The sequence below is a fragment of the Pseudomonas sp. NFACC37-1 genome (assembly GCF_900101575.1).
GTDB lineage: Bacteria > Pseudomonadota > Gammaproteobacteria > Pseudomonadales > Pseudomonadaceae > Aquipseudomonas > Aquipseudomonas fluorescens_AA.
The window spans coordinates 17,347-39,880 of record NZ_FMUZ01000023.1; the positions used below are offsets into that span (position 1 = coordinate 17,347).

The following is a 22,534-nucleotide window of genomic DNA, read 5'->3' on the forward strand; positions in this document are numbered from 1 at the left end:
CTCCCCCTTCCAAGCAAGTTTCCGGCGCGCTCTGATCTCGGCACGCACGAAAAACGCAGCAGGAGATGCCCCGGCTGCGCGAATAATCTGTCATCGGGTCTGTCGGCAGCGATTTCAATCGAAATCTGGCACCAACCCGACGCTGCTCCCTTTTGCAGACAACCGTCTATTGAACGTAGGCGCTTGGCAAAAGTTCCCGCTATTTACATCGCCATCAACTGAATATCAGGCAACCATGACGTGATAAACAGCGTTCTGTCCTCGAAACGGACGCCTTTGTCGACTCAAAGCCAAGCGGATGATCCGACGAAGCGTGTCGCTTTTCTGTCACGCTGGTTTCACATTGCCATGAATGCCCGGCTATTGTGCCGATCCCCCCCTCTATATACTAGTGGGCTGCGTGGCTGCCCGACCCGTTGAAGCGGTGTCTGGCGCCAACCCCGACCCGGGTCGCCTTGAGCGGAAACCATTCGAATGAGCCAACAGTTTCAACACGATGTTCTGGTAATCGGCAGCGGAGCCGCCGGATTGAGCCTGGCGCTGACCTTGCCTGCGCATTTGCGCATCGCAGTGCTGAGCAAGGGCGACCTGGCCAACGGTTCGACCTTCTGGGCCCAGGGCGGTGTCGCCGCCGTGCTGGACGATACCGACACCATTGAATCCCATGTCGACGACACCCTCAACGCCGGCGGTGGCCTTTGCGATCCGCAAGCGGTGCGCTTCACCGTCGAGCACAGCCGGGAAGCCATCCAGTGGCTGATCGACCAGGGCGTGCCGTTTACCCGTGACGAACAATCGGGCACCGAAGACGGCGGTTTCGAGTTCCATCTGACCCGCGAAGGCGGCCATAGCCATCGGCGCATCATCCACGCGGCCGACGCCACGGGCGCGGCGATCTTCAAGACCCTGCTCGCCCAGGCGCGATTACGGCCGAACATCGAATTGCTGGAACAGCGCGTCGCGGTCGACCTGATCACCGAAAAACGCCTGGGCCTGGACGGTGACCGCTGCCTCGGCGCCTACGTGCTCAATCGCGGCACCGGCGAAGTCGACACCTACGGCGCGCGCTTCATCGTCCTGGCGTCCGGTGGCGCGGCGAAAGTCTACCTGTATACCAGCAACCCCGACGGCGCCTGCGGCGACGGCATCGCCATGGCCTGGCGTTCGGGTTGCCGGGTGGCGAACCTGGAGTTCAACCAGTTCCACCCTACCTGTCTCTATCACCCACAGGCCAAGAGCTTCCTGGTGACCGAGGCCCTGCGTGGCGAAGGAGCCCATTTGAAGCTCCCCAACGGCGAACGCTTCATGCAACGCTTCGATCCGCGTGCCGAACTGGCGCCCCGTGACATCGTCGCCCGGGCTATCGACCACGAAATGAAGCGCCTGGGTATCGATTGCGTCTACCTGGACATCAGCCACAAGCCCGAAGCGTTCATCAAGAGCCACTTCCCGACGGTGTACGAGCGCTGCCTGGAATTTTCCATAGACATCACCAAACAACCGATCCCGGTGGTGCCGGCGGCGCACTATACCTGCGGTGGCGTGATGGTCGACCAACACGGCCGCACCGACGTGCCGGGCCTGTATGCCATTGGCGAAACCAGCTTCACCGGCCTGCACGGCGCCAATCGCATGGCCAGCAATTCGCTGCTGGAATGTTTCGTCTACGCCCGCTCGGCGGCGGCTGACATTCTCGAGCAATTGCCGCAGATCGCCATTCCAACCGCCCTGCCCTCATGGGACGCCAGCCAGGTCACCGACTCGGACGAAGACGTGATCATTGCCCACAACTGGGATGAACTGCGGCGCTTCATGTGGGACTACGTGGGCATCGTGCGCACCAACAAGCGCCTGCAACGGGCACAGCACCGGGTGCGCTTGCTGCTGGATGAGATCGACGAGTTCTACAGCAACTACAAAGTCAGCCGCGACCTGATCGAGCTGCGCAACCTGGCCCAGGTGGCGGAACTGATGATTCGCTCGGCCATGGAGCGCAAGGAAAGCCGGGGGCTGCATTACACCCTCGACTACCCGAACCTGCTGCCCGAGGCGCTGGACACTATCCTGGTGCCGCCCACCTACGCCGACTGAACCTGAGCCGCACCCGCAGGCGCCGATGGACATCCGGCGCCAGCGCGTCGCGGAGCACGCACAGCGACCGGATACGCCGTTCACCCTGCAATCGGAAACGCAGCACGATGATCAGCGGCAGCGCCAGGCTATCGGGGCGCAACTGCACAGCCCGCCAGCCATCGGCCCGGCTCCAGAGCTGCCAGCCAGCGGCATTGCGACGCAGCCCCCAAAAGGCCTGGCGATGGGTCAGCACGACATGTCGAGGGATCACCCAGGCGCCATGGGCCAGGCACACGATAACGCCAAGCGCGGCACACCAGGACGCGATGGACAGCAGCAACAACGAACCCAGGGCGAACACCTGGGCCAGCAGATAGGCCGCCAGCAGTTGCCCAGAGGCCTGCCAGCGGCATTCGAAGTCATTACTTGGGTTGGACACGGTCCAGGATCATCCGGACCATGCGCTGCAACTCGGGGTCTTCGGATTCGCTACGCTCCATGAACCAGCCGAACATGTCCTGATCCTCGCATTCGAGCAGGCGGACGTAACACGCACGGTCCACTTCATTGAGATGGGGGTAAACCTCTTTCACGAACGGCACCAGCAACACGTCCAGCTCAAGCATGCCGCGGCGGCTGTGCCAGTAGAGGCGATTCAGTTCAACATCTTCGACCATGGAGCGCTCCTCAAATAGACCGCAAGTATACAGGCCTCGCCACAGCGCAACAGACGGCTTTGGTCAGGCACCACCGATCCTTTGTGAACTACCCATTTCAAGGGCGTCCCCTTATGATGTCCACCAGACTTTTTACCCTGCGATGACCCATGGCTGATTTCGCTTTTTTCTGCACCCTGTCCCACGAAGGCGTCCTTGCGGTCCGCGGCGTGGATGCCAGCAAATTCCTGCAAGGCCAATTGACCTGCAACCTCAATTACCTCAGCGACAACCGGGCCAGCCTCGGTGCCCGCTGCACGCAGAAAGGCCGGATGCAATCGAGCTTCCGCATCCTGCTCGAAGGCGACGGTGTGTTGATGGCCATGGCCACCGAACTGCTCGAACCGCAATTGGCGGACCTGAAAAAATACGCCGTGTTCTCCAAATCCAAGCTCACCGACGAAAGCGCCGCCTGGGTTCGCTTCGGCCTGGAAAATGCCGACAATGCCCTGGCTGGCCTGGGACTCGAACTGCCGAGCGACACCGACAGCGTGGTGCGCCATGAAGCCTTGATCGCCATCCGCGTTTCTCCCGGCCGCGCCGAGTTGTGGGCGCCCGCCGAACAGGCACAGGCACTGCGAACCCGCCTGGGCGCAGAACTGGCCGAGGCAGACCTGAACCCCTGGCTGCTGGGCCAGGTACGTGCCGGGATCGGCCAGGTCATGCCGACCACCCGCGAACTGTTCATCCCACAGATGCTCAACCTGCAAGCGGTCGGCGGTGTCAGCTTCAAGAAAGGCTGCTACACCGGCCAGGAAATCGTCGCCCGCATGCAATACCTGGGCAAGCTCAAGCGGCGCCTGTATCGCCTGCAACTGGACGCCAGCGAACTGCCGGAACCCGGCACGGCGCTGTTCTCCCCCACTCACGGCAGTTCCATCGGCGAAGTGGTGATTGCCGCCCGCGGCGAAGGAAACATTGAACTGCTGGCGGTATTACAGGCCGAAGCTGCAGAAGATGACAATCTGCACCTCGGTGCCTTGGAAGGCCCTCGCCTTCAATTGTTGGACCTGCCTTACGAACTGGACCGCGACCGCGAAATCCAGCGCTGATCGCAGCATTTGTGTCGCAATACCCTAGAGAACCGAAATGAGCGATTTGGCGGATAAGGTCCAACGGGATTTGGTGCAGGCCATCGATAACGATGACCTGGTTCTGCCAACATTACCGGAAGTGGCCATGCAGATTCGCCGGGCCGCCGAAGACCCGGAAATCAGCGTCAGCAACCTGAGCAAAGTGATCGGCCGCGACACGGCCCTTTCGGCACGCCTGATAAAAGTGGTCAACAGCCCGCTGCTGCGCGCCACCCAGGAAGTCACTGACCTGCACACGGCCATCACTCGACTGGGCGTCAACTACAGCAGCAACTTGGCCATTGGCCTGGTGATGGAGCAGATTTTCCACGCCCGTTCCGAGGTGGTGGAACTGAAGATGCGCGAAGTCTGGCGCAAAAGCCTGGAGATCGCCGGCGTCAGCTATGCGTTGTGTCGCGGCTACACCCAACTCAAGCCCGACCAGGCCGCATTGGGTGGGCTGGTGCATCAGATCGGCGTGCTGCCGATCCTTACCTATGCACAGGACAATAATGAACTGCTGTCGGACCCGGTCAGCCTCAACCATGTCATCGAAACGATTCACCCGGTGCTGGGGGACAAATTGCTCAGTGTCTGGGAATTTCCGGAGCGGTTGGTGAAGCTGCCGGGGCTGTACCTGGATTTCAACCGCGACTCCAAGCAAATCGATTATGTCGACCTGGTGCAGGTCGCTGCGCTGTATTGCTACAAGGACACCAACCATCCCCTGAGCAAGATTGATGTATTCGGCGTCCCAGCCTTCAAGAAACTGGGCATCGACCCGGAGAACAAGGCCCGGTGTGCGGATATCGAAGAAGCGCGGTCGATGTTCTATTAAGTCCCAGGCTGACAACCACGAAACCTGGATCTGACGCTGACCTGTGGCGAGGGGATTTATCCCCGCTGGGGCGCGAAGCGCCCCTCGCAGTCTGTTTGAACAGGCCGCAATCGCCAGTTGGGGCCGCTTCGCAGCCCAGCGGGGATAAATCCCCTCGCCACAATAGCGGGCTTAATCTGAACCAGGAATAAAGCTCACCCGCACCTTCAGCCCGCGTTCCTGCCCGTCATGCAAGGTGATCTGCGCCAGATGCGCACGGCAGATTTCGCCGACGATCGCCAACCCAAGTCCCGAGCCGGCCACTTGCTGGTTGCGCCGATAGAAGCGCTCGAACACCCGGTCCCGCTCATGCAGGGGAATACCTGGCCCATCGTCCTCGACTTCCAGGACCGCCGGTGCGGTGACCCGCAGGATCACGTTGCCGCCGGACGGCGTGTGGGCCAAGGCGTTGTCCACCAGATTGCTCAACAGCTCGTTCAACAAGGTCGGCTCGCCCCGCAGCCATACCGGCTCGTCGGCTTCCAGGGCCAACGCCACGCCTCGGGCATGGGCCAGCGGGGCCATGGCCATGCCCAGCTCACGGGCCAACTGGCTGAGATCGAGCAACTGTGCGCCGCCCTCGGCAATGGCCCGGGCGCCATTTTCCACTCGCGCCAGGGACAGCAACTGGTTGGCCAGGTGGGTCAATCGATCGGTCCCCTGAGCCGCGGTCTCCAGGGTTTCACGCCAGGTCGCCGGCTCACTGGCGCGCAACCCCAGCTCCAGGCGCGCCTTGAGCGCGGCCAGCGGCGTACGCAGTTCATGGGCGGCATCGGCGATGAACTGAGCCTGACGTTCGAACTGTCCGCGCAGGCGTTCGGTGAAATGGTTGAGGGCCCGCACCAGCGGCCATAATTCGTGCTGCACCTCCACCAACGGCAACGGCCGCAGATCGTCCGGCTGGCGCTCCTCCACTGCCGTGCGCAAGCGCTCCAATGGGCGCAACGCCGCACTGACCGCAAACCACACCAACAGCAGCGCGCCCACGGCCAGCATGCCCAGGCGCAACAGCGTGTCGGCCATCAGGCCACGGGCCATACTGACCCGCGCCTCTTCGGTCTCGGCCACACGAATTTCCGCCATGCCATTCATGTTCGGCTCGCTCACCGCCTTGAGCAGGCTCACCACCCGCACGCTCTGCCCCTGGTATTGGGCGTTATAGAAGCGCGCCAGGGCCGGGTAATCGTCCGTGCGGGGTGTTCCGGGCGGCGGACCGGGAAGGTTTTCGTAGCCGGAGATCAACTTCTTGTCGATGTCATTGACTTGGTAATAAATGCGCCCGGCACTGTCGTAGGCAAAGGTGTCCAGGGCCACGTAGGGCACATCCGCGCTGAGGCTGCCGTCGCGCTGGGACAGGCCCGCGGCGATGGTCCGGGCCGAGGCCAGAAGAGTCCGGTCATAGGCGGTGTCCGCCGCTTCGCGGCCGTTCCAGTAGGCGCTCAGGCCGCTGGCGAGCATCAGCACCACCAACAGCAACGCCAGGTTCCAGAGCAGCCGCCAGCGCAGGCTGTCGGGCTTATGCATTGCGGTTTTCCAGCAGGTAGCCCAAGCCGCGGAACGTTACGATCGCGACCGCATGGCCGTCGAGTTTCTTGCGCAGGCGATGGACGTAGATTTCGATGGCGTCCGGGCTGGCTTCTTCGTCCAGGCCGAACACCTGGGACGCCAGTTGCTCCTTGCTCATCACCCGCCCCGGCCGGGCAATCAACGCTTCCAGCACCGCTTGCTCACGGGATGTCAGGGTCAGCAATTCATCGTCGAGGGTAAAACGGCGGGTGTCCAGGTCATAGACCAGCCCGCCGCAGCGCTGCTGGCGTTCGCCGCCCAGTACGCTGCGGCGCAACAGGGCCTTGACCCGGGCCTCCAGTTCAGTGAGCTCGAATGGCTTGGCCAGGTAGTCGTCGGCACCGAGGTTGAGGCCGTGGACGCGGTCCTTGACGTCGCTGCGGGCGGTCAACATCAGCACTGGCAAAGTCTTGCCGCGAGCCCGCAGGCGCGCCAGCACCTCGAAACCGTCCATGCGCGGCAGCCCGACATCGAGCACCGCCACGGCGTATTCCTCACTGCTCAAGGCCAGGTCGGCCGCGACGCCGTCGTGCAGCACGTCCACGGTCAAACCGGTGCTCTTGAGCGCCTGGGCAACGCTTTCGGCGAGCTGCAGATGGTCTTCGACGAGCAGAACACGCATGGGTTATTCCTCGATTCAGGGATGGTCGACGCCATTCTTTGGCGCGGAGTTTACAGCCGCATCCGCCACTGTGAAGCCAAAAACACGTTGAAAGCTTTTGAAAGGTTAGCGAAAGGTTGGGCCGCTAGAGTCCTCCCACGGATGGTTTCGACTGACCGTCGCGACGCACATCGCGAACGAAAAACGCCTCGAAGCGTTTTCGCCAAATAAGAACAATAAAAGCGGAGTATTCACCATGCTGTCCCTACAGCTCCAGGCCACAATGCCTGCTCACCCTTCCCGCTTCAATCAGACCTGCGTGGCCGATGCCGCCGCTCTTCGGTCCAGCGTCTTCCTACGCCTTCAATCCCGAACTCCCTGGCAACAACCTGCGTCCGCTATCAGCGACGACCAGGCCGGGAACCCATCGACACCAAATTTGCACCACACACAACAACAACTCCTGTGGAGATAACGATGAACCTATCACTGCGTAAAGTAGCCTTGGCCGCCGGATGCCTGATGTTCGCCGGGCAGTTGCTCGCCGCTGATCCGTCCAAAGAACCCAAGCGCCCCGAATGCATCGCCCCGGCTTCCCCTGGCGGCGGCTTCGACCTGACGTGCAAGCTGGTGCAAAGCGCGCTGGTCAACCAGAAACTGCTGACCAAGCCAATGCGCGTCACCTACATGCCCGGCGGCGTCGGCGCGGTAGCCTACAACGCAGTGGTCGCCCAGCGTCCGGCCGACGCCGGCACATTAGTGGCCTGGTCCAGCGGCTCGTTGCTGAACCTGGCCCAGGGCAAGTTCGGTCGTTTCGATGAAAGCGCCGTGCGTTGGTTGGCCGCCGTCGGCACCAGCTATGGCGCCATCGCGGTGAAAAGCGATTCGCCCTACAAGAACCTCGACGATCTGGTACAGGCTCTGAAGAAAGATCCGGGCTCGGTGGTCATCGGTTCCGGCGGCACCGTCGGCAGCCAGGACTGGATGCAGACCGCCCTGATCGCCAAGGCCGCCGGCATCAACCCCCGCGACCTGCGTTACGTAGCCCTCGAAGGCGGCGGCGAGATCGCCACCGCGCTGCTCGGCGGCCACATCCAGGTCGGCAGTACCGACATTTCCGACTCCATGCCCCACATCCAGAGCGGCGACATGCGCCTGCTGGCGGTGTTTGCCGAGAAGCGCATCGACGAGCCGGAGATGAAAAACATCCCCACCGCCCGCGAGCAAGGCTATGACATTGTCTGGCCGGTGGTCCGCGGCTTCTACCTCGGGCCAAAAGTCAGCGATGAAGACTACGCCTGGTGGAAAGATGCATTCGACAAGCTGCTGGCTTCCGAAGAGTTCGCCAAGCTGCGCGACCAGCGTGAGCTGTTCCCGTTTGCCATGACCGGCCCGGAGCTGGACACCTACGTCAAGAAGCAAGTGGCTGATTACAAGGTGCTGGCCAAAGAGTTCGGCCTGATCCAGTAACCGTCTCTGTTCGCGTGGCGGCGCTGGCATCACCGGCGCCGCCCAGGAGTTAGTCATGCTCACCATCCAACGTATTTTTGCCGCGGTGCTGCTGCTGGTTTGCATCGGCCTCGCGCTGATGGCCTGGCCTTATCAGGCCGCCTTTTCCTACGAACCGGTCGGTCCGCGCGCCTTTCCCTTGCTGATGCTGGGGCTGATGGGCCTGGCGCTGTTGTACATGCTGTTTCGTCCGACCCCCATCGTGCACAGCGATGAAGACCCGCAACTGGACCGTGAAACCCTGCAGAAGATCGGCATCTGTGTGGCGCTGTTGCTGGTATTCGCCGGGACCTTCGAACCCCTGGGCTTCATTGTCGCCAGCATCCTGATCGGCGTGCCGATGGCGCGCCTGTATGGCGGGCGCTGGGTGCCGAGCGTGGTGATCATCAGCCTGATGGCCATCGGTCTTTATCTGTTGTTCGACAAGCTGATGGACGTGCCGCTGCCCCTGGGCCTGCTCGACGTCCTGGAGAATTGATATGGATACCCTGAATTATCTCGGCCAGGGTTTTGGCGTTGCACTGACCCCCTACAACCTCGTCACCGCCTTGACCGGTACGCTGATCGGCACGGTGGTCGGCCTGCTGCCGGGCCTGGGCCCGATCAACGGTGTAGCGCTGCTGATCCCGATCGCCTTCGCCCTGGGCCTGCCGCCGGAGTCGGCGCTGATCCTGTTGGCGGCGGTGTACCTGGGTTGCGAATACGGCGGGCGCATCAGCTCGATCCTGCTCAACATCCCGGGGGAAGCCTCCACCGTGATGACCACCCTCGACGGCTACCCGATGGCTCGCCAGGGCCTGGCCGGGGTGGCGTTATCGCTGTCGGCGTGGAGTTCGTTCATCGGCGCGTTCATCGCCACCTGCGGCATGGTGCTGTTCGCGCCGCTACTGGCCAAATGGGCAATTGCGTTCGGACCGGCGGAATATTTCGTCCTGATGGTGTTCGCCATTGTCTGCCTCGGCGGCATGGCCGGCGACCGACCGCTCAAGACGTTCATTGCGGCGCTGATCGGTCTGTTCCTGTCCAGTGTCGGGATCGATGCCAACAGCGGCGTCTACCGCTTCACCGGTGACAACATCCACCTGACCGACGGCATCCAGTTCGTCGTGCTGGTGCTGGGGTTGTTCTCCATCAGCGAAATCCTGTTGCTGCTGGAGAAAACCCATCGCGGCCAGGAAGCGGTGGAAGCCACTGGGCGGATGATGTTCAACTTCAAGGAAGCGGCGTCGGTCTTCGTCGTGAACCTGCGTTGCGGCGTGCTCGGCTTCATCATGGGCGTGTTGCCGGGTGCCGGGGCGACCCTGGCCAGTGCCGTGGCCTACATGACCGAGAAGCGCATCGCCGGTGCCAGTGGCAAGTTCGGCCAGGGTGACAAACGCGGCCTCGCTGCTCCGGAAACCGCCATTGGCGGCGCAGCCTGCGGGGCGCTGGTGCCGATGCTGACCCTCGGTGTTCCCGGCTCGGGCACCACGGCGGTGATGATCGGCGCACTGTCGCTGTACAACATCACGCCGGGGCCGCTGCTGTTCCAGCAACAGCCGGACATTGTCTGGGGCCTGATCGCCTCGTTGTTCGTCGCCAATATCATGTTGGTGATCCTCAATATCCCGATGATCCGCATCTTCACCCGCATCCTGGCCGTGCCGAACTGGGCATTGGTACCGGTCATCGCGATCATCACCGGCATCGGCGTCTATGCGGTGCATGCGACGACGTTCGACCTGTTCCTGATGATCGGCATTGGTATCTTCGGCTACATCCTGCGCAAGCTGGATTTCCCGCTGTCGCCGGTCCTGCTGGGCTTCATCCTCGGCGGCCTGATGGAGCAGAACCTGCGTCGTGCGCTGTCGATCTCCAACGGTGCGCTGGAAATCCTCTGGTCGAGCCCGATCACCTTCGGCTGCTGGATCCTGACGGCGATCATGCTGTTCATGCCATTGCTGCGGATCTGGCGTCGCCGCGCCGCACAACGTCGCGCCCTGGCCAATGTCTGAAGCGACTTTCAAACAATGGTGGGGAACACCGCTGGTCGGTCTGGCCGGCGGTTACCTGGCCAGCCTGATCGGCTGGCCTTTGCCCTGGATGGTCGGCTCGTTGCTGGCGATCATCCTGGTGCGCTGCCTGACGCCGTGGCAATTGGCGGAAATCCCCGGCGGCCGCAAATGCGGCCAATGGGTGGTGGGCATCGGAATCGGCCTGCACTTCACCCCTGTGGTGATGGAACAGGTCCTGAGCCACTTCGGACTGATTTTCTTCGGCGCGCTGATCACCAGCGTGTCCAGCGTGGTAAGTGTCTGGCTGATGCGTCGCACCGGCGAGGACCGTGCTACCGCGTTTTTCTCGAGCATGCCCGGCGGCTCCGGTGAAATGGTCAACCTCGGTGCCCGCAACGGCGCGGACCTGAGCCGTGTCGCCGCGGGCCAGAGCTTGCGGGTGCTGGTGGTGGTGCTGTGCGTGCCGGCGGCCTTCAAGTATCTGCTGGGCGAAGCCCCCCCGGCGCAGCATGCCACCACGGTGGACTGGCTGTGGCTGGCGCTCCTGTTTCCGGCGGGCGCCCTGCTCGCCTGGGTCTGGGAGCGCTTGCGCCAACCCAATCCCTGGTTGTTCGGGCCGTTACTGGTGAGCGCGGCGGTGAGCGTCGGTTGGGACCTGCACATCGGCCTGCCCAACGGCGCCAGCCAGGTCGGCCAATGGCTGATCGGCAGCGGGCTGGGTTGTCATTTCAACCGGCAGTTCTTTCGTCGAGCACCGTCGTTCATGGGCCGCACGTTGGTTGGCACGGTGTTGACGATGCTGATCGCCACGCTTGCAGCCCTAGGCTTGAGCACCTTGACCCATCTGGATCTGCGTTCGTTGACGCTGGGCATGATGCCCGGCGGCATCGCGGAAATGAGCCTGACGGCGGAGACATTGCAACTGTCGGTGCCATTGGTGACAGCGTTGCAGGTGATGCGGTTGCTGTTCGTGCTGTTTCTGGCGGAGCCGTTGTTCAGGTATTGGATGCGACGGCCATAACCCTGTAGGAGCTGCCGAAGGCTGCGACCCTTTGATCTTTCATTTGAGATTCAACTGGCAGTGAAAAGATCGCAGGCTGCGCCAGCTCCTACATGGGTCACCGGCCATTAAAGCGGCGGCAACCGCCAATCGATCGGCGTCTCGCCCTGCTGCTGGAGAAACTTGTTGGTCCGGCTGAAGTGCCCGCAGCCGATGAAACCTCGGTGGGCAGACAGCGGTGACGGGTGGACCGAAGTCAGCACCAAATGCTTGGTCGCATCGATCAGCTTCTGCTTGCTCTGGGCATGAGCCCCCCACAACAGGAACACCAAGTGCGGCTGGTGTTCGCTGACGACTTCAATGATCCTGTCGGTAAAGTGCTGCCAACCTTTTTTGGCGTGGGCGTTGGCGTTGGCGCGCTCCACGGTCAGGGTCGTGTTGAGCAGCAATACGCCCTGGTCGGCCCAGCTTTGCAGGTAGCCGTGATTCGGGATGTCGATGTTCAGGTCGCGCTTCAATTCCTTGTAGATGTTCACCAGGGACGGCGGTGTCGGCACGCCCGGCTGAACCGAGAAGCACAAGCCATGGGCCTGGCCTGGACCGTGGTAAGGATCCTGGCCGAGAATCACCACCTTGACCTTATCCAGCGGCGTGGAATTGAGGGCGTTGAAAATCAGTGGGGCCGGCGGATAGATCTCCTTGCCAGCGGCGTATTCACTGCGTAGGAACTCACGCAACTCCGCCATGTAGGGCTGGTCGAACTCGGCACGCAGTGCCTGCTTCCAGCTCGGTTCGAGTTTGATACGGTCGTCAGCAGTCATGGTTGCATCCGGTAAAAACAATGGGCGCACCCTAGGAAAGCCTACAGGGCTTGTCAATTGATCTGACGCAGAACCGGCACTTTCCTACATAGCGGTCATACTGAACATTCAAATTTCTGATCGAGGTCACGATGAATTTGCACTTCGAAGAGCTCACCGGCATCGACGGTGCCCGCATCGGCATCGCCACCCTGGATGCCGAAAAATCCCTGAACGCCCTGTCCTTGCCGATGATCAACGCGTTGCGTGATCGCCTCGATGCCTGGGCTCGGGAACCGCAGGTCGTTTGTGTGCTGTTGCGTGGCAATGGCGCCAAGGCCTTCTGCGCTGGCGGTGAAGTGCGCAGCCTGGTGGAGGCCTGCCGCGCTCATCCCGGCGAAGTACCGCCGTTGGCGGCACAATTCTTCGCGGCGGAATACCGCTTGGACTTCAACCTGCACACCTACCCCAAACCCTTGCTGTGCTGGGGCCACGGTTATGTACTGGGCGGCGGCATGGGGCTGCTGCAAGGCGCCAGTACCCGCATCGTCACGCCAAGCAGCCGCCTGGCCATGCCGGAAATCAGCATCGGCCTGTACCCGGATGTCGGCGCCAGTTGGTTCTTGTCACGCTTGCCCGGCAAGCTCGGGCTGTTTCTCGGCCTGACCGGCGCTCACATGAATGCCCGGGACGCCATCGACCTGGGCCTGGCCGACCGCTTCTTGCTGGATGAACAACAGGACGACCTGATCGAAGGCCTGCTGCAACTCAACTGGCAGGAGCAGACCGAAATGCAACTCAACAGCCTGCTCAAGGCCTTGCAGCAGGAAGCCGTCGCACAACTGCCCGAAGCCCAATGGCTGCCGCGGCGGCCGAAAATCGATGAGTGGCTGGATGTCAGCGATGTGCGCTGCGCCTGGAAAGCCCTCAGCCTGTTGGTGGAGCACCCTGATCCCCTGATCGCCCGGGCCGCCAAGACCATGACCGAAGGCTCGCCGTTGACCGCTCATCTGGTCTGGGAGCAGATCGCCCGGGCTCGGCATTTGTCCCTGGCCGGCGTGTTCCGGATGGAATACACCTTGAGCCTCAACTGCTGCCGTCATCCGGAATTCAGCGAAGGCGTGCGGGCGCGATTGATCGACAAGGATCACAAGCCGCGCTGGCATTGGCCGGACATCAACCATGTGCCTGAAGCGGCGGTCGAGGCGCACTTTCACAAGGCGTGGGAAGGGCGGCATCCGTTGGCGGATTTGTCCAACGAGTGAATGGCCTGAATGATCTCCTGTGGGAGCGGGCTTGCTCGCGAAAGCAATGGAGCAGCTTGCATCAATGTTGAATGTGCCGCCGCCTTCGCGGGCAAGCCCGCTCCCACAGGTCGTTTTATGGCAGGCACAAAAAAGCGGCGCTTTATGCGCCGCTTTCTGTTGCCTGGAATCAGCGGTGACCGCCCCTTCCGTCATGACCACCGCGTCCCCGATGGTCACGCCCGCCTCGACCCCGTCGGTCATCATTCCAACCGCCCCGGTCACGGCCGTCCCAGCCACCCCGATGTGGATAAGGCCGATACGCCGCTCGTGGTGGCGAGTAATAGCGTGGGCCTTGCTGGTAGTAGCGCGGCGGCGAGTAATAGCGTGGCGCCGGTTGGTAATACCGCGGGGCGTAATAACCACGCGGTGCCGAATAGTAGCTCCCGCCACCGTAGTAGACCGGTGCCGGTGAGGTGTAGACCTCGGAACGGTAGTAGCTCGAGTCTCCGTCGTAATAAGGCACGCATGCCGAAAGAGTCAAACCGAGAAACGCAATGAGGAGCAGTCGTCGATACATGGCGGCCTCCTGGACCGCGAATGAGCCACATCAGCGACGCTGAGGGGCGGCAGTCATCTATTGGGTGACTGACGATTAATCTGACAGCGAAATCGGAATCTGGTGCGACCTAGCAATAACTAGAAACATGTAGCGCTTTGCCCCCTTACAGTGCGCCGCGGCACCACAACCTGGCATAAATCCATACTCTCTCATCCCTTTCCACCCCCCGCCCTCTCTGGCCCGGGCCTTCAGCGGACTTGGCACGGCTCTCGCTTTAACAAACTCCGTGCAGGAGTCATCACAGGTTCGCGGCACCACAATTTGCAATGGCTGACTAGGGTTCCGGCTCGCTTCTGGCGAGTGGCTGGTCCGAGAGTTGGCGACCTCCAGTTGAGGTTACACGGCGGGACAAAAGCCCGGGAGACAAGCCACCGTTCGCGGTGCCGCGTTGCTCCTGTCCGCCCTTGATCAACTGGAGAACCACCATGCTCAAGCTTCGTCTGTCCGCCCTGATCCTCGCCGCCCTCTCGGCCCTCGTGAGCTTTTCATCCGCCGCCGCACAAAAAGACCACTTCAGCGTCTGCTGGACCATTTACGCCGGCTGGATGCCCTGGGAATACGCCGGCAGCCAAGGCATCGTCGACAAATGGGCGAAAAAATACGGCATCAAGATCGATATCGTGCAGCTCAACGATTACGTTGAATCCATCAATCAGTACACCGCCGGTCAGTTCGACGGCTGCACCATGACCAACATGGACGCCCTGACCATTCCCGCCGCCGGTGGCGTGGACAGCACCGCGCTGATCGTCAGCGATTTCTCCAACGGCAACGACGGCATCGTCCTCAAGGGTGAAGGCAAGAAAGTGGCCGACCTCAAGGGCATGGACGTCAATCTGGTGGAACTGTCGGTGTCCCATTACCTGCTGGCCCGCGCCCTGGATTCGGTAGGCCTCGCCGAAAAAGACCTGAAAGTCGTCAACACCTCCGACGCCGACATCTCCGCCGCGTTCAACACCGATCAGGTCAAGGCCGTCACCACGTGGAACCCGATGCTCTCGGACATCAAGGCCCAGCCCGGCGTGAGCGAAGTGTTCAACTCCAGCCAGGTCCCTGGCGAGATCATGGACATGATGGTGGTCAACACCCAGACCCTGCAGGACAACCCGGCCCTAGGCAAAGCGTTGACCGGCGCCTGGTTCGAAGTGGTGGCGCTGATGAATGCGAAAAACCCAGCCAGCCAGGCCGCGTTGGAACACATGGCCAAAGCCTCGGGCACCGACCTCAAAGGTTTCCAGTCGCAACTGGACACCACCAAGTTGTTCGCCACGCCCAAAGAAGCTCTCGGTTTCGCCACCAGCGAACAACTGCCCGCCACCATGGGCAAGGTGGCCGAATTCTCGTTCCAGCACGGCTTGCTGGGCGAAGGCGCCAAGGACGCCGACGCAGTCGGCATGGCCTTCGCCAATGGCGTGACCCGCGGCGACAAGGCCAATCTCAAGCTGCGCTTTGACCCGACCTACGTACAGCTGGCCGCCGACGCCAAGCTGTAAACCGGAGGACCTGGCATGCGCCTGATCAACCGCTACCCGGATCGTCCCAGCCGCTTGTTGCTGGTGATCCTGCCCTTCGCGCTGGTGTTGTTCGCCTACTTCATGGGCTCGGCCGAACGGTTGACGGACAACCCCAACGACAAGCTGCTGCCCAGCGCCGTGCAGATGGCCGATGCGGTCAAGCGCCTGGCCTTCACCGCTGACGCCCGCAGCGGTGAATACCTGCTCTGGCAGGACACCGCCTCAAGCCTGCGCCGGTTGGCCATCGGCCTGGGCATCAGCGCCCTGGCCGGACTGTGCCTGGGCATTGCCGCCGGCACGTTGCCGCTGTTGGGTGCGCCGTTATCGCCGCTGCTCACCGTGGTGTCGATGGTGCCACCGCTGGCTATCCTGCCGATCCTGTTCATTGTCTTCGGCCTGGGAGAGTTGTCGAAAGTGATGCTGATCGTCATCGGCATCACACCGTGCCTGGCCCGGGACCTGGAACAGCGCGCCCGGGAAATTCCGCCCGAGCTGCTGATCAAGGCCCAGACCCTCGGCGCTTCGACCTGGACCCTGATGCTGCGGGTGGTGCTGCCGCAACTGCTGCCGCGCCTGTTGATTTCCCTGCGACTGATGCTCGGTTCGGCCTGGCTGTTTCTGATCGCCGCCGAAGCCATCGCCTCTACCGATGGGCTGGGCTATCGGATTTTCCTGGTGCGCCGTTACCTGGCGATGGACGTGATCTTGCCGTACGTGGTGTGGATCACCCTGCTCGCCTGGCTGATGGACTGGGGCCTCAAGCGCCTGACCCGGCAAGCGTTCCCCTGGTATGAGGGAGCAAAGGCATGAGCTTCATTACTGTGAACAACGTCTGGCAGCAGTACGCCGATCAGGTGGTGCTTGAGCGCTTGAACCTGGAGGTCGCCGAGGGTGAGTTCTGCACCCTGGTGGGGGCGTCGGGTTGCGGCAAGTCGACCTTCCTGCGCTTGCTGCTGGGCCAGGAGCGCGCCAGTCGCGGACAGATTCTCCTGGACGGCGAACCCTTGGCCGGCGAGCCGGATGCCAGCCGGGGCGTGGTGTTCCAGCGTTACTCGGTGTTCCCGCACCTGACCGTGCTGGACAACGTGGCCCTGGGCCTGGAACTGCCGCGCTCGCCGCTGCTGGGCCGCCTGTTCGGCGGCGCCAAGCGCCAGGCCCGGGAAGAAGCCGCGCAACTGCTGGACAAGGTCGGCCTGGGCCATGCGCTGGATAAATACCCGGCGCAACTGTCCGGGGGTATGCAGCAGCGACTGGCCATCGCCCAGGCACTGATCATGAAGCCGCGGGTCCTGCTGCTGGACGAACCCTTCGGCGCCCTCGACCCGGGCATTCGAAAAGACATGCACGCCTTGTTGCTGGCGTTGTGGCGCGAAACCCGCCTGACGGTGTTCATGGTCACCCATGACCTGTCCGAAGGTTTCAGCCTCGGCACGCGCCTGCTGGTGTTCGACAAAGTCCGTGTCGATCCCCACGCCCCTGGCGCCTATGGCGCACGCATCACCTACGACATTCCATTGAACAGCGACCGCCGCACCGTCCGTGCCGCCGTCGACGCCCTGCCCGCCGAACTGGCCGGCACATTGCGTATCGCTTGAAAGGAGTTTTTCCATGCCCGACTCGACCCGCTTGTTTGCGCCCTTCGCCGAAGAACTGCTGCCCGGCGGCGGCCACCGCTCGTTCGTGCTCAAGCGCGGCCAGCTGCTGCGCCTGACCGATCTGCGCGGCGGGGCCAACGTGAGCCTGACGCTACTCAATGCCAACGAGAAAACCGAACGCCTGAACCTGCCTGATAGCCTCAAATGCCAACACACCGCCAAGCTCACCGCCGGCCACTGCCTCTACTCGGACATGGGCCGGGTGCTGGCGGCCATCACCGCCGACACCTGTGGCTGGAGCGACAGCCTGGGCGGCGTGCTCTGCGCCGAGGAAGTCGCGCAAAAATACGGTCAGGGCCGCTACCAGGAACTGCGCAACGGCTTCTTTCGCAACGGCACCGACAACCTGTTGGTGGAACTGGGCAAATGGGGCCTGGGCCTGTCCGACCTGCTGATGACCCTCAACCTGTTCAGCCGGGTCGATGTCGATGAGGCGGGAAGCTTTCACTTCGTGGAGGGCAATTCCCTGACCGGCGACTACATCGAGCTGTACGCGCCGATGGACACCCTGGTGGTGCTGACCGCGCTGCAACACCCGATGGACCCGAACCCGCAATACGCCCCGCAACCGATCAAGCTCAGCTGGATGAATGCCGACGCCAGCGTCGCCGAGCACTGCCGCCTTTCGCGCCCGGAAAACCAGCGCGGCTTTATCAACACCGACCGCCTGTTCGCCTGAGGATCGCTGCCATGTCACTCGCCATCGCCACCGCACACAAGCAACCCGATACCGCCGTCTACCGTGCCACGATTCCCGCCGGGGAACCCTGGCTGGTGGAGGTCAAGGCGGGCCAGACCTTGCGCATCCTCGACCTGGAAGGCAACCAGGCGGTCGATACGCTGTTCTACAGCCTGGCCAACCCCAAGGAACGCTACGACGTACAGCGCACACTGCGTCGGCAAAACAGCGTTTATTTGAGCACCGGCAGCGTGCTCTATTCGAACCTCGGCCACCCGATGCTGACCATCGTCGAAGACACCTGTGGACGCCACGACACCCTCGGCGGCGCCTGCGCCCAGGAAAGCAACACCGTGCGCTACGCCCTGGAAAAACGCTACATGCACAGCTGCCGTGACAATTACCTGCGGGCCTGCGCCCACGATGGTCGCCTGGGCAAGGGCGATATCGGGCCGAACATCAACTTCTTCATGAACGTGCCGGTCACCGCCGACGGCGGCCTGACCTTCGAAGACGGGATCTCGGCGCCAGGCAAATACGTCGACCTGCGGGCCGAGATGGACGTGATCGTGCTGATCTCCAACTGCCCGCAACTGAATAACCCCTGCAACGCCTATAACCCCACGCCTGCGGAGCTTTTGATATGGAACTGAAACTCATCCGCTTGCGTCGCTGGCTGTTTGCGTTGTGCCAGAGCCGGTCGGGGCAGTGCATCAAATAAACACAGATTCATGAACACCCTCAATGCCCTGTGGGAGCGGGCTTGCTCGCGAAAGCGGTGGGTCAGTTGGCGGCGATGTCGGATGTGCCGATGTCTTCGCGAGCAAGCCCGCTCCCACAGGTATCAATGGTGCTTTTGAACTTGATTATTTCGCCGCCTGGGACGACCCCGGCGGCCATCGAAAACTGCGGGACGGCCCGCATCCCAGTTCAGGCAGCACTCATGCCTGAGGGGGCAATGCCATGTTCGAAAAAATCCTCATCGCCAACCGTGGCGCCATCGCTTGCCGCATCCTGCGGACCTTGGGCGAACTGAAGGTCCACGGCGTGGCGGTGTATTCCCAAGCCGACGCCGCCAGCCTGCATATCCTGCAGGCCGACGAAGCCCACAGCCTGGGCGAAGGCGCGGCGGCCAATACGTATCTGGCGGTGGACAAGCTCCTGGCGATTGCCAAAAGCAGCGGCGCGACGGCGATTCATCCCGGCTACGGTTTTCTCTCGGAAAACGCAGCCTTCGCCGAAGCCTGCGAAGCGGCCGGGATCGCCTTCATTGGTCCGACGCCACAACAACTGCGCGTGTTCGGTCTCAAGCACACCGCCCGAGACTTGGCGCGCCGGCACGGCGTGCCCCTGCTCGAAGGCACCGAACTGCTCGACAGCCTCGACACCGCACTGTTGGCCGGAGCCCGGATTGGCTATCCGGTGATGCTCAAAAGCACAGCCGGCGGTGGCGGCATCGGCATGCGTGTGTGTCGCAGCGCCGCCGAGCTGAGCGAATCCTTCGAAGCGGTCAAGCGCCTGGGTCAGAACAACTTCAGCGACGCCGGCGTATTCATCGAGAAGTACATCGAACGCGCGCGGCATCTGGAGGTGCAGGTGTTCGGCGATGGCCAGGGCCAGGTGATCGCCCTGGGCGTGCGCGACTGCTCGGTGCAACGGCGCAACCAGAAAGTCATCGAGGAAACGCCGGCCCCCAACCTGCCCGAGGGCATGGCCGACGAACTCTGCGCAGCGGCGATCCAACTGGCCCGGGCGGTGAACTACCGCAGCGCCGGCACCGTGGAATTCGTGTTCGACAGCGACGCCGGGCGCTTCTATTTCCTGGAAGTGAACACCCGCCTGCAAGTGGAGCACGGTGTCACCGAACAGGTGTGGGGCGTGGACCTGGTGCGCTGGATGGTGCAACTGGCCGCAGGAGAACTGCCGCCACTGAACGAATTGAGCGAGGGTTTAAAAGCCGAGGGGCACGCGATCCAGGCCCGCTTGTATGCCGAGGATCCAGGCCGGGACTTCCAGCCAAGCCCTGGGCTTTTGACCGCCGTGAAATTCCCCGAGGCCGACGGCAAACAGTTGCGCATCGACACCTGGGTCGAGGCCGGTTGCCAGATCCCGCCCTACTTCGACCCGATGATCGCCAAGGTCATTCGCTGGGCGCCAACCCGCGAGCAGGCCCGCCTGGGCTTGCACCAAGCGCTGGACGAAAGCCTGCTGTACGGCGTCGAAACCAATCGCGACTACCTGCAACAGATTCTCCTCGATGCACCGTTTGCCAACGGCCAGCCCTGGACCCGCTGCCTGGACGCGTTGGTCTACCGTGCCCACACCGTTGAAGTGCTCAGCCCCGGCACCCAGACCAGTGTCCAGGACTATCCCGGCCGCCTCGGTTATTGGGCGGTGGGGGTGCCGCCGTCAGGACCGATGGACAGCCGTTCGTTGCGCCTGGGCAATCGCCTGCTGGGCAATGAAGAAGGTGCGGCGGCATTGGAGATCACCATGAACGGGCCGCTGCTGCGTTTCAACTGCGATGCCCGGGTGGCGGTGACCGGTGCGGTGATTGCCCTCACGCTCGACGGTGAAGCCGTACCGATGAACACCCCGTTGTCGATCGCTGCCGGCGCCACCCTCGCCATCGGCAATATTTCCGGTGCCGGGGCGCGCAGCTACCTGTGCCTGCAGGGTGGCGTACAAGTACCGGATTACCTGGGCAGCAAAAGCACGTTTACCCTCGGTCAGTTCGGCGGCCATGGCGGACGGGCATTGTGTACCGGCGACGTGTTGCATCTGGTGCCGCTGGATGAGCACACGACGCTGCCGCCAACGAGCGCACCGATCCTGGAACTGCCGAGCGTGCGCCTGATCCGCGTGATCTACGGCCCCCACGGCGCGCCCGAATACTTCACCGAGCGCTACATCCAGACGTTCTTCGACACCGCCTGGGAAGTGCACTTCAACTCCAGCCGCACCGGCGTCCGACTGATCGGGCCGAAACCTGAATGGGTTCGCGCCGACGGTGGCGAGGCCGGGCTGCATCCTTCCAACATCCATGACAACCCCTACGCCATCGGCGCCGTGGACTTCACCGGCGACATGCCCGTCATCCTCGGCCCCGACGGCCCGAGCCTGGGCGGTTTCGTCTGCCCGGTGACGGTGATCGAAGCGGATCTCTGGCAGTTGGGGCAACTCAAGGCTGGGGACAAGGTGCGGTTTGTGCCGGTGGACCTGAAGACAGCCCGCTCACTTGCCTTGGAATACGCTAACTGTGGGAGCGGGCTTGCTCGCGAAAGCGGTCTGTCTGATACATCAATGCTGAATGTGCCATCGCTTTCGCGAGCAAGCCCGCTCCCACAGGGGATGGTGTCGCCTGTGGTATTGGATATCGGCCAGGACGATACCCGGATGGTGGCGAGATTAGCCGGCGACACCCACCTGCTGCTGGAAATCGGCGCCCCCGAACTGGACTTGGTGCTGCGCTTTCGCGCCCATGCCTTGATGCAGGCTTTGGAACACAAACAATTGCACGGTGTGATCGACCTGACGCCGGGCATTCGCTCGCTGCAAGTGCACTATCAACCCGAACAACTGCCCCTGGCCGATCTACTGAGCATCGTCGCCGGCGAGTGGGACGCCGTGTGCGCCGCCCAGGACCTGCAAGTACCGTCGCGCATCGTCCACCTGCCGCTGTCCTGGGATGACCCGGCCTGTCAGCTGGCCATTGAAAAATACATGACCACCGTGCGCAAGGACGCGCCCTGGTGCCCGAGCAACCTGGAGTTCATTCGACGCATCAACGACCTGCCCAACCTCGACGAGGTGCAACGCACGGTGTTTGACGCCAGCTACCTGGTCATGGGCCTGGGGGACGTCTACCTCGGCGCGCCGGTCGCCACACCGCTCGACCCTCGCCATCGACTGGTGACCACCAAATACAACCCGGCCCGGACCTGGACCGCGGAAAACTCGGTGGGCATCGGCGGCGCCTACATGTGCGTGTACGGCATGGAAGGGCCTGGCGGCTATCAGTTCGTCGGGCGCACATTGCAGATGTGGAACCGTTATCGGGAGGTCGCCGCATTCGACGGCAAACCCTGGTTGCTGCGGTTCTTCGATCAGATCCGCTTCTACCCGGTCAGCGCCGATGAGTTGCTGCACATCCGCCGCGAATTCCCCCTGGGCCGCTTCGACCTGGAGATCGAGCATAGCCAGCTCAACCTCGCTGACTACCAGCGTTTCCTGGTGCAGGAAGCGAACAGCATCGCCGCGTTCCGCCGCCAGCAACAAAGTGCCTTCGAGGCCGAGCGCGAGCGTTGGATCGCCAGTGGCCAGGCACATTTCGACAGTGAAGAACCGGCCATCGCGCCGAGCGAAGATTCGCTGCTGACCGAAGGTCAACTGAGCGTCGACAGCCACATCGCTGGCAACCTCTGGCAAGTCCAGGTCGACGTTGGCACGCGGGTGGCCGCCGGTGATGTGCTGGTCATCCTGGAGTCGATGAAGATGGAAATTCCGCTGCTGGCACCCGTGGCCGGCGTGGTGCGCGAGGTGCGCGTCCAGGCCGGTTCGGCGGTGCGCGCCGGACAACGCGTCGTGGTGCTGGAACGTGACTGAACTCAA

General features: G+C 62.6%; 20 protein-coding genes and 1 riboswitch. Of the genes, 14 read left to right on the forward strand and 6 right to left on the reverse strand.

Features of this window, described 5'->3' with window-relative positions:
- Nucleotides 1-474 precede the first annotated feature (474 nt).
- Entirely contained in the window at nt 475-2,091 is a 1,617-nt protein-coding gene (nadB, locus tag BLP82_RS21045) for an L-aspartate oxidase (protein ID WP_092172527.1), read from the forward strand.
- Here nadB and BLP82_RS21050 read toward each other — a convergent pair.
- Both BLP82_RS21050 and BLP82_RS21055 read right to left on the reverse strand, forming a co-directional pair.
- Complete coding sequence (locus tag BLP82_RS21050; protein WP_092172529.1) at nt 2,060-2,512, reverse strand: protein YgfX; 453 nt, start codon at nt 2,510-2,512, stop codon at nt 2,060-2,062. The genes nadB and BLP82_RS21050 overlap by 32 nt on opposite strands.
- On the reverse strand, nt 2,496-2,750 hold the full coding sequence (locus BLP82_RS21055; protein WP_003184348.1) for an FAD assembly factor SdhE: 255 nt from the start codon (nt 2,748-2,750) through the stop codon (nt 2,496-2,498). The genes BLP82_RS21050 and BLP82_RS21055 overlap by 17 nt, the downstream gene beginning before the upstream one ends.
- A 149-nt stretch (nt 2,751-2,899) precedes the next feature.
- Between BLP82_RS21055 and BLP82_RS21060 the strand changes: the two genes are divergently transcribed.
- Entirely contained in the window at nt 2,900-3,841 is a 942-nt protein-coding gene (locus tag BLP82_RS21060) for a CAF17-like 4Fe-4S cluster assembly/insertion protein YgfZ (RefSeq protein ID WP_092172531.1), read from the forward strand.
- Nucleotides 3,842-3,878: 37 nt separating this feature from the next.
- Nucleotides 3,879-4,700, forward strand: coding sequence for an HDOD domain-containing protein (locus tag BLP82_RS21065; protein WP_092172534.1), 822 nt, complete (start codon nt 3,879-3,881; stop codon nt 4,698-4,700).
- Between the two features lie 171 nt (nt 4,701-4,871).
- On the opposite strand, the gene BLP82_RS21070 is transcribed toward BLP82_RS21065, so the two are convergent.
- Nucleotides 4,872-6,263 (reverse strand): sensor histidine kinase, encoded by a 1,392-nt coding sequence (locus BLP82_RS21070; RefSeq protein WP_092172537.1) that lies wholly within the window; start codon nt 6,261-6,263, stop codon nt 4,872-4,874.
- Nucleotides 6,256-6,927, reverse strand: coding sequence for a response regulator (locus BLP82_RS21075; protein WP_092172540.1), 672 nt, complete (start codon nt 6,925-6,927; stop codon nt 6,256-6,258). The genes BLP82_RS21070 and BLP82_RS21075 overlap by 8 nt, the downstream gene beginning before the upstream one ends.
- A gap of 450 nt (nt 6,928-7,377) precedes the next feature.
- Here BLP82_RS21075 and BLP82_RS21080 point away from each other — a divergent pair, with 450 nt between their 5' ends.
- The 4 genes from BLP82_RS21080 to BLP82_RS21095 are packed head-to-tail and all read left to right on the forward strand — an operon-like array spanning nt 7,378 to nt 11,430.
- Entirely contained in the window at nt 7,378-8,376 is a 999-nt protein-coding gene (locus tag BLP82_RS21080; RefSeq protein ID WP_170842357.1) for a Bug family tripartite tricarboxylate transporter substrate binding protein, read from the forward strand.
- Nucleotides 8,377-8,431: 55 nt separating this feature from the next.
- Entirely contained in the window at nt 8,432-8,893 is a 462-nt protein-coding gene (locus BLP82_RS21085; protein ID WP_060738771.1) for a tripartite tricarboxylate transporter TctB family protein, read from the forward strand.
- Between the two features lies 1 nt (nt 8,894).
- Nucleotides 8,895-10,409: a tripartite tricarboxylate transporter permease gene (locus BLP82_RS21090; RefSeq protein WP_060738772.1), complete on the forward strand. Its 1,515-nt coding sequence runs from the start codon at nt 8,895-8,897 to the stop codon at nt 10,407-10,409.
- Nucleotides 10,402-11,430 (forward strand): AbrB family transcriptional regulator, encoded by a 1,029-nt coding sequence (locus BLP82_RS21095; RefSeq protein WP_092172546.1) that lies wholly within the window; start codon nt 10,402-10,404, stop codon nt 11,428-11,430. Before BLP82_RS21090 ends, BLP82_RS21095 begins: the two co-directional genes overlap by 8 nt.
- A 107-nt stretch (nt 11,431-11,537) precedes the next feature.
- Here the strand turns inward: BLP82_RS21095 and ung are convergent, their stop codons facing one another.
- Nucleotides 11,538-12,230, reverse strand: coding sequence for a uracil-DNA glycosylase (gene ung / locus BLP82_RS21100; RefSeq protein ID WP_092172549.1), 693 nt, complete (start codon nt 12,228-12,230; stop codon nt 11,538-11,540).
- Nucleotides 12,231-12,361: 131 nt separating this feature from the next.
- On the opposite strand from ung, the gene BLP82_RS21105 reads away from it, so the two are divergent.
- Nucleotides 12,362-13,474, forward strand: a complete 1,113-nt coding sequence (locus BLP82_RS21105) for an enoyl-CoA hydratase/isomerase family protein (RefSeq protein WP_092172552.1) — start codon at nt 12,362-12,364, stop codon at nt 13,472-13,474.
- Between the two features lie 169 nt (nt 13,475-13,643).
- Here BLP82_RS21105 and BLP82_RS21110 read toward each other — a convergent pair whose 3' ends face one another.
- Nucleotides 13,644-14,033 (reverse strand): hypothetical protein, encoded by a 390-nt coding sequence (locus BLP82_RS21110; RefSeq protein WP_092172555.1) that lies wholly within the window; start codon nt 14,031-14,033, stop codon nt 13,644-13,646.
- Nucleotides 14,034-14,338: 305 nt separating this feature from the next.
- Nucleotides 14,339-14,440, forward strand: a riboswitch (guanidine-I (ykkC/yxkD leader).
- A gap of 60 nt (nt 14,441-14,500) precedes the next feature.
- On the opposite strand from BLP82_RS21110, the gene BLP82_RS21115 reads away from it, so the two are divergent.
- The 6 genes from BLP82_RS21115 (at nt 14,501) to uca (ending at nt 22,528) form a co-directional block, all read left to right on the forward strand.
- The gene (locus BLP82_RS21115; RefSeq protein ID WP_092172558.1) at nt 14,501-15,568 is read left to right on the forward strand and encodes a putative urea ABC transporter substrate-binding protein; all 1,068 of its coding nucleotides are present in this window, start codon (nt 14,501-14,503) and stop codon (nt 15,566-15,568) included.
- 15 nt (nt 15,569-15,583) lie between these two features.
- Nucleotides 15,584-16,399 (forward strand): ABC transporter permease, encoded by an 816-nt coding sequence (locus BLP82_RS21120; RefSeq protein WP_060738777.1) that lies wholly within the window; start codon nt 15,584-15,586, stop codon nt 16,397-16,399.
- Nucleotides 16,396-17,184, forward strand: a complete 789-nt coding sequence (locus BLP82_RS21125; protein ID WP_092172561.1) for an ABC transporter ATP-binding protein — start codon at nt 16,396-16,398, stop codon at nt 17,182-17,184. Before BLP82_RS21120 ends, BLP82_RS21125 begins: the two co-directional genes overlap by 4 nt.
- Before the next feature lie 13 nt (nt 17,185-17,197).
- A complete protein-coding gene (locus tag BLP82_RS21130; protein ID WP_092172564.1) occupies nt 17,198-17,923 on the forward strand; it encodes an urea amidolyase associated protein UAAP1 in 726 nt (241 codons plus the stop codon).
- 11 nt (nt 17,924-17,934) lie between these two features.
- Complete coding sequence (locus BLP82_RS21135) at nt 17,935-18,576, forward strand: urea amidolyase associated protein UAAP2 (RefSeq protein ID WP_042732480.1); 642 nt, start codon at nt 17,935-17,937, stop codon at nt 18,574-18,576.
- Between the two features lie 310 nt (nt 18,577-18,886).
- Complete coding sequence (gene uca, locus BLP82_RS21145) at nt 18,887-22,528, forward strand: urea carboxylase (protein ID WP_092172570.1); 3,642 nt, start codon at nt 18,887-18,889, stop codon at nt 22,526-22,528.
- The last annotated feature ends 6 nt before the right edge of the window (nt 22,529-22,534 follow it).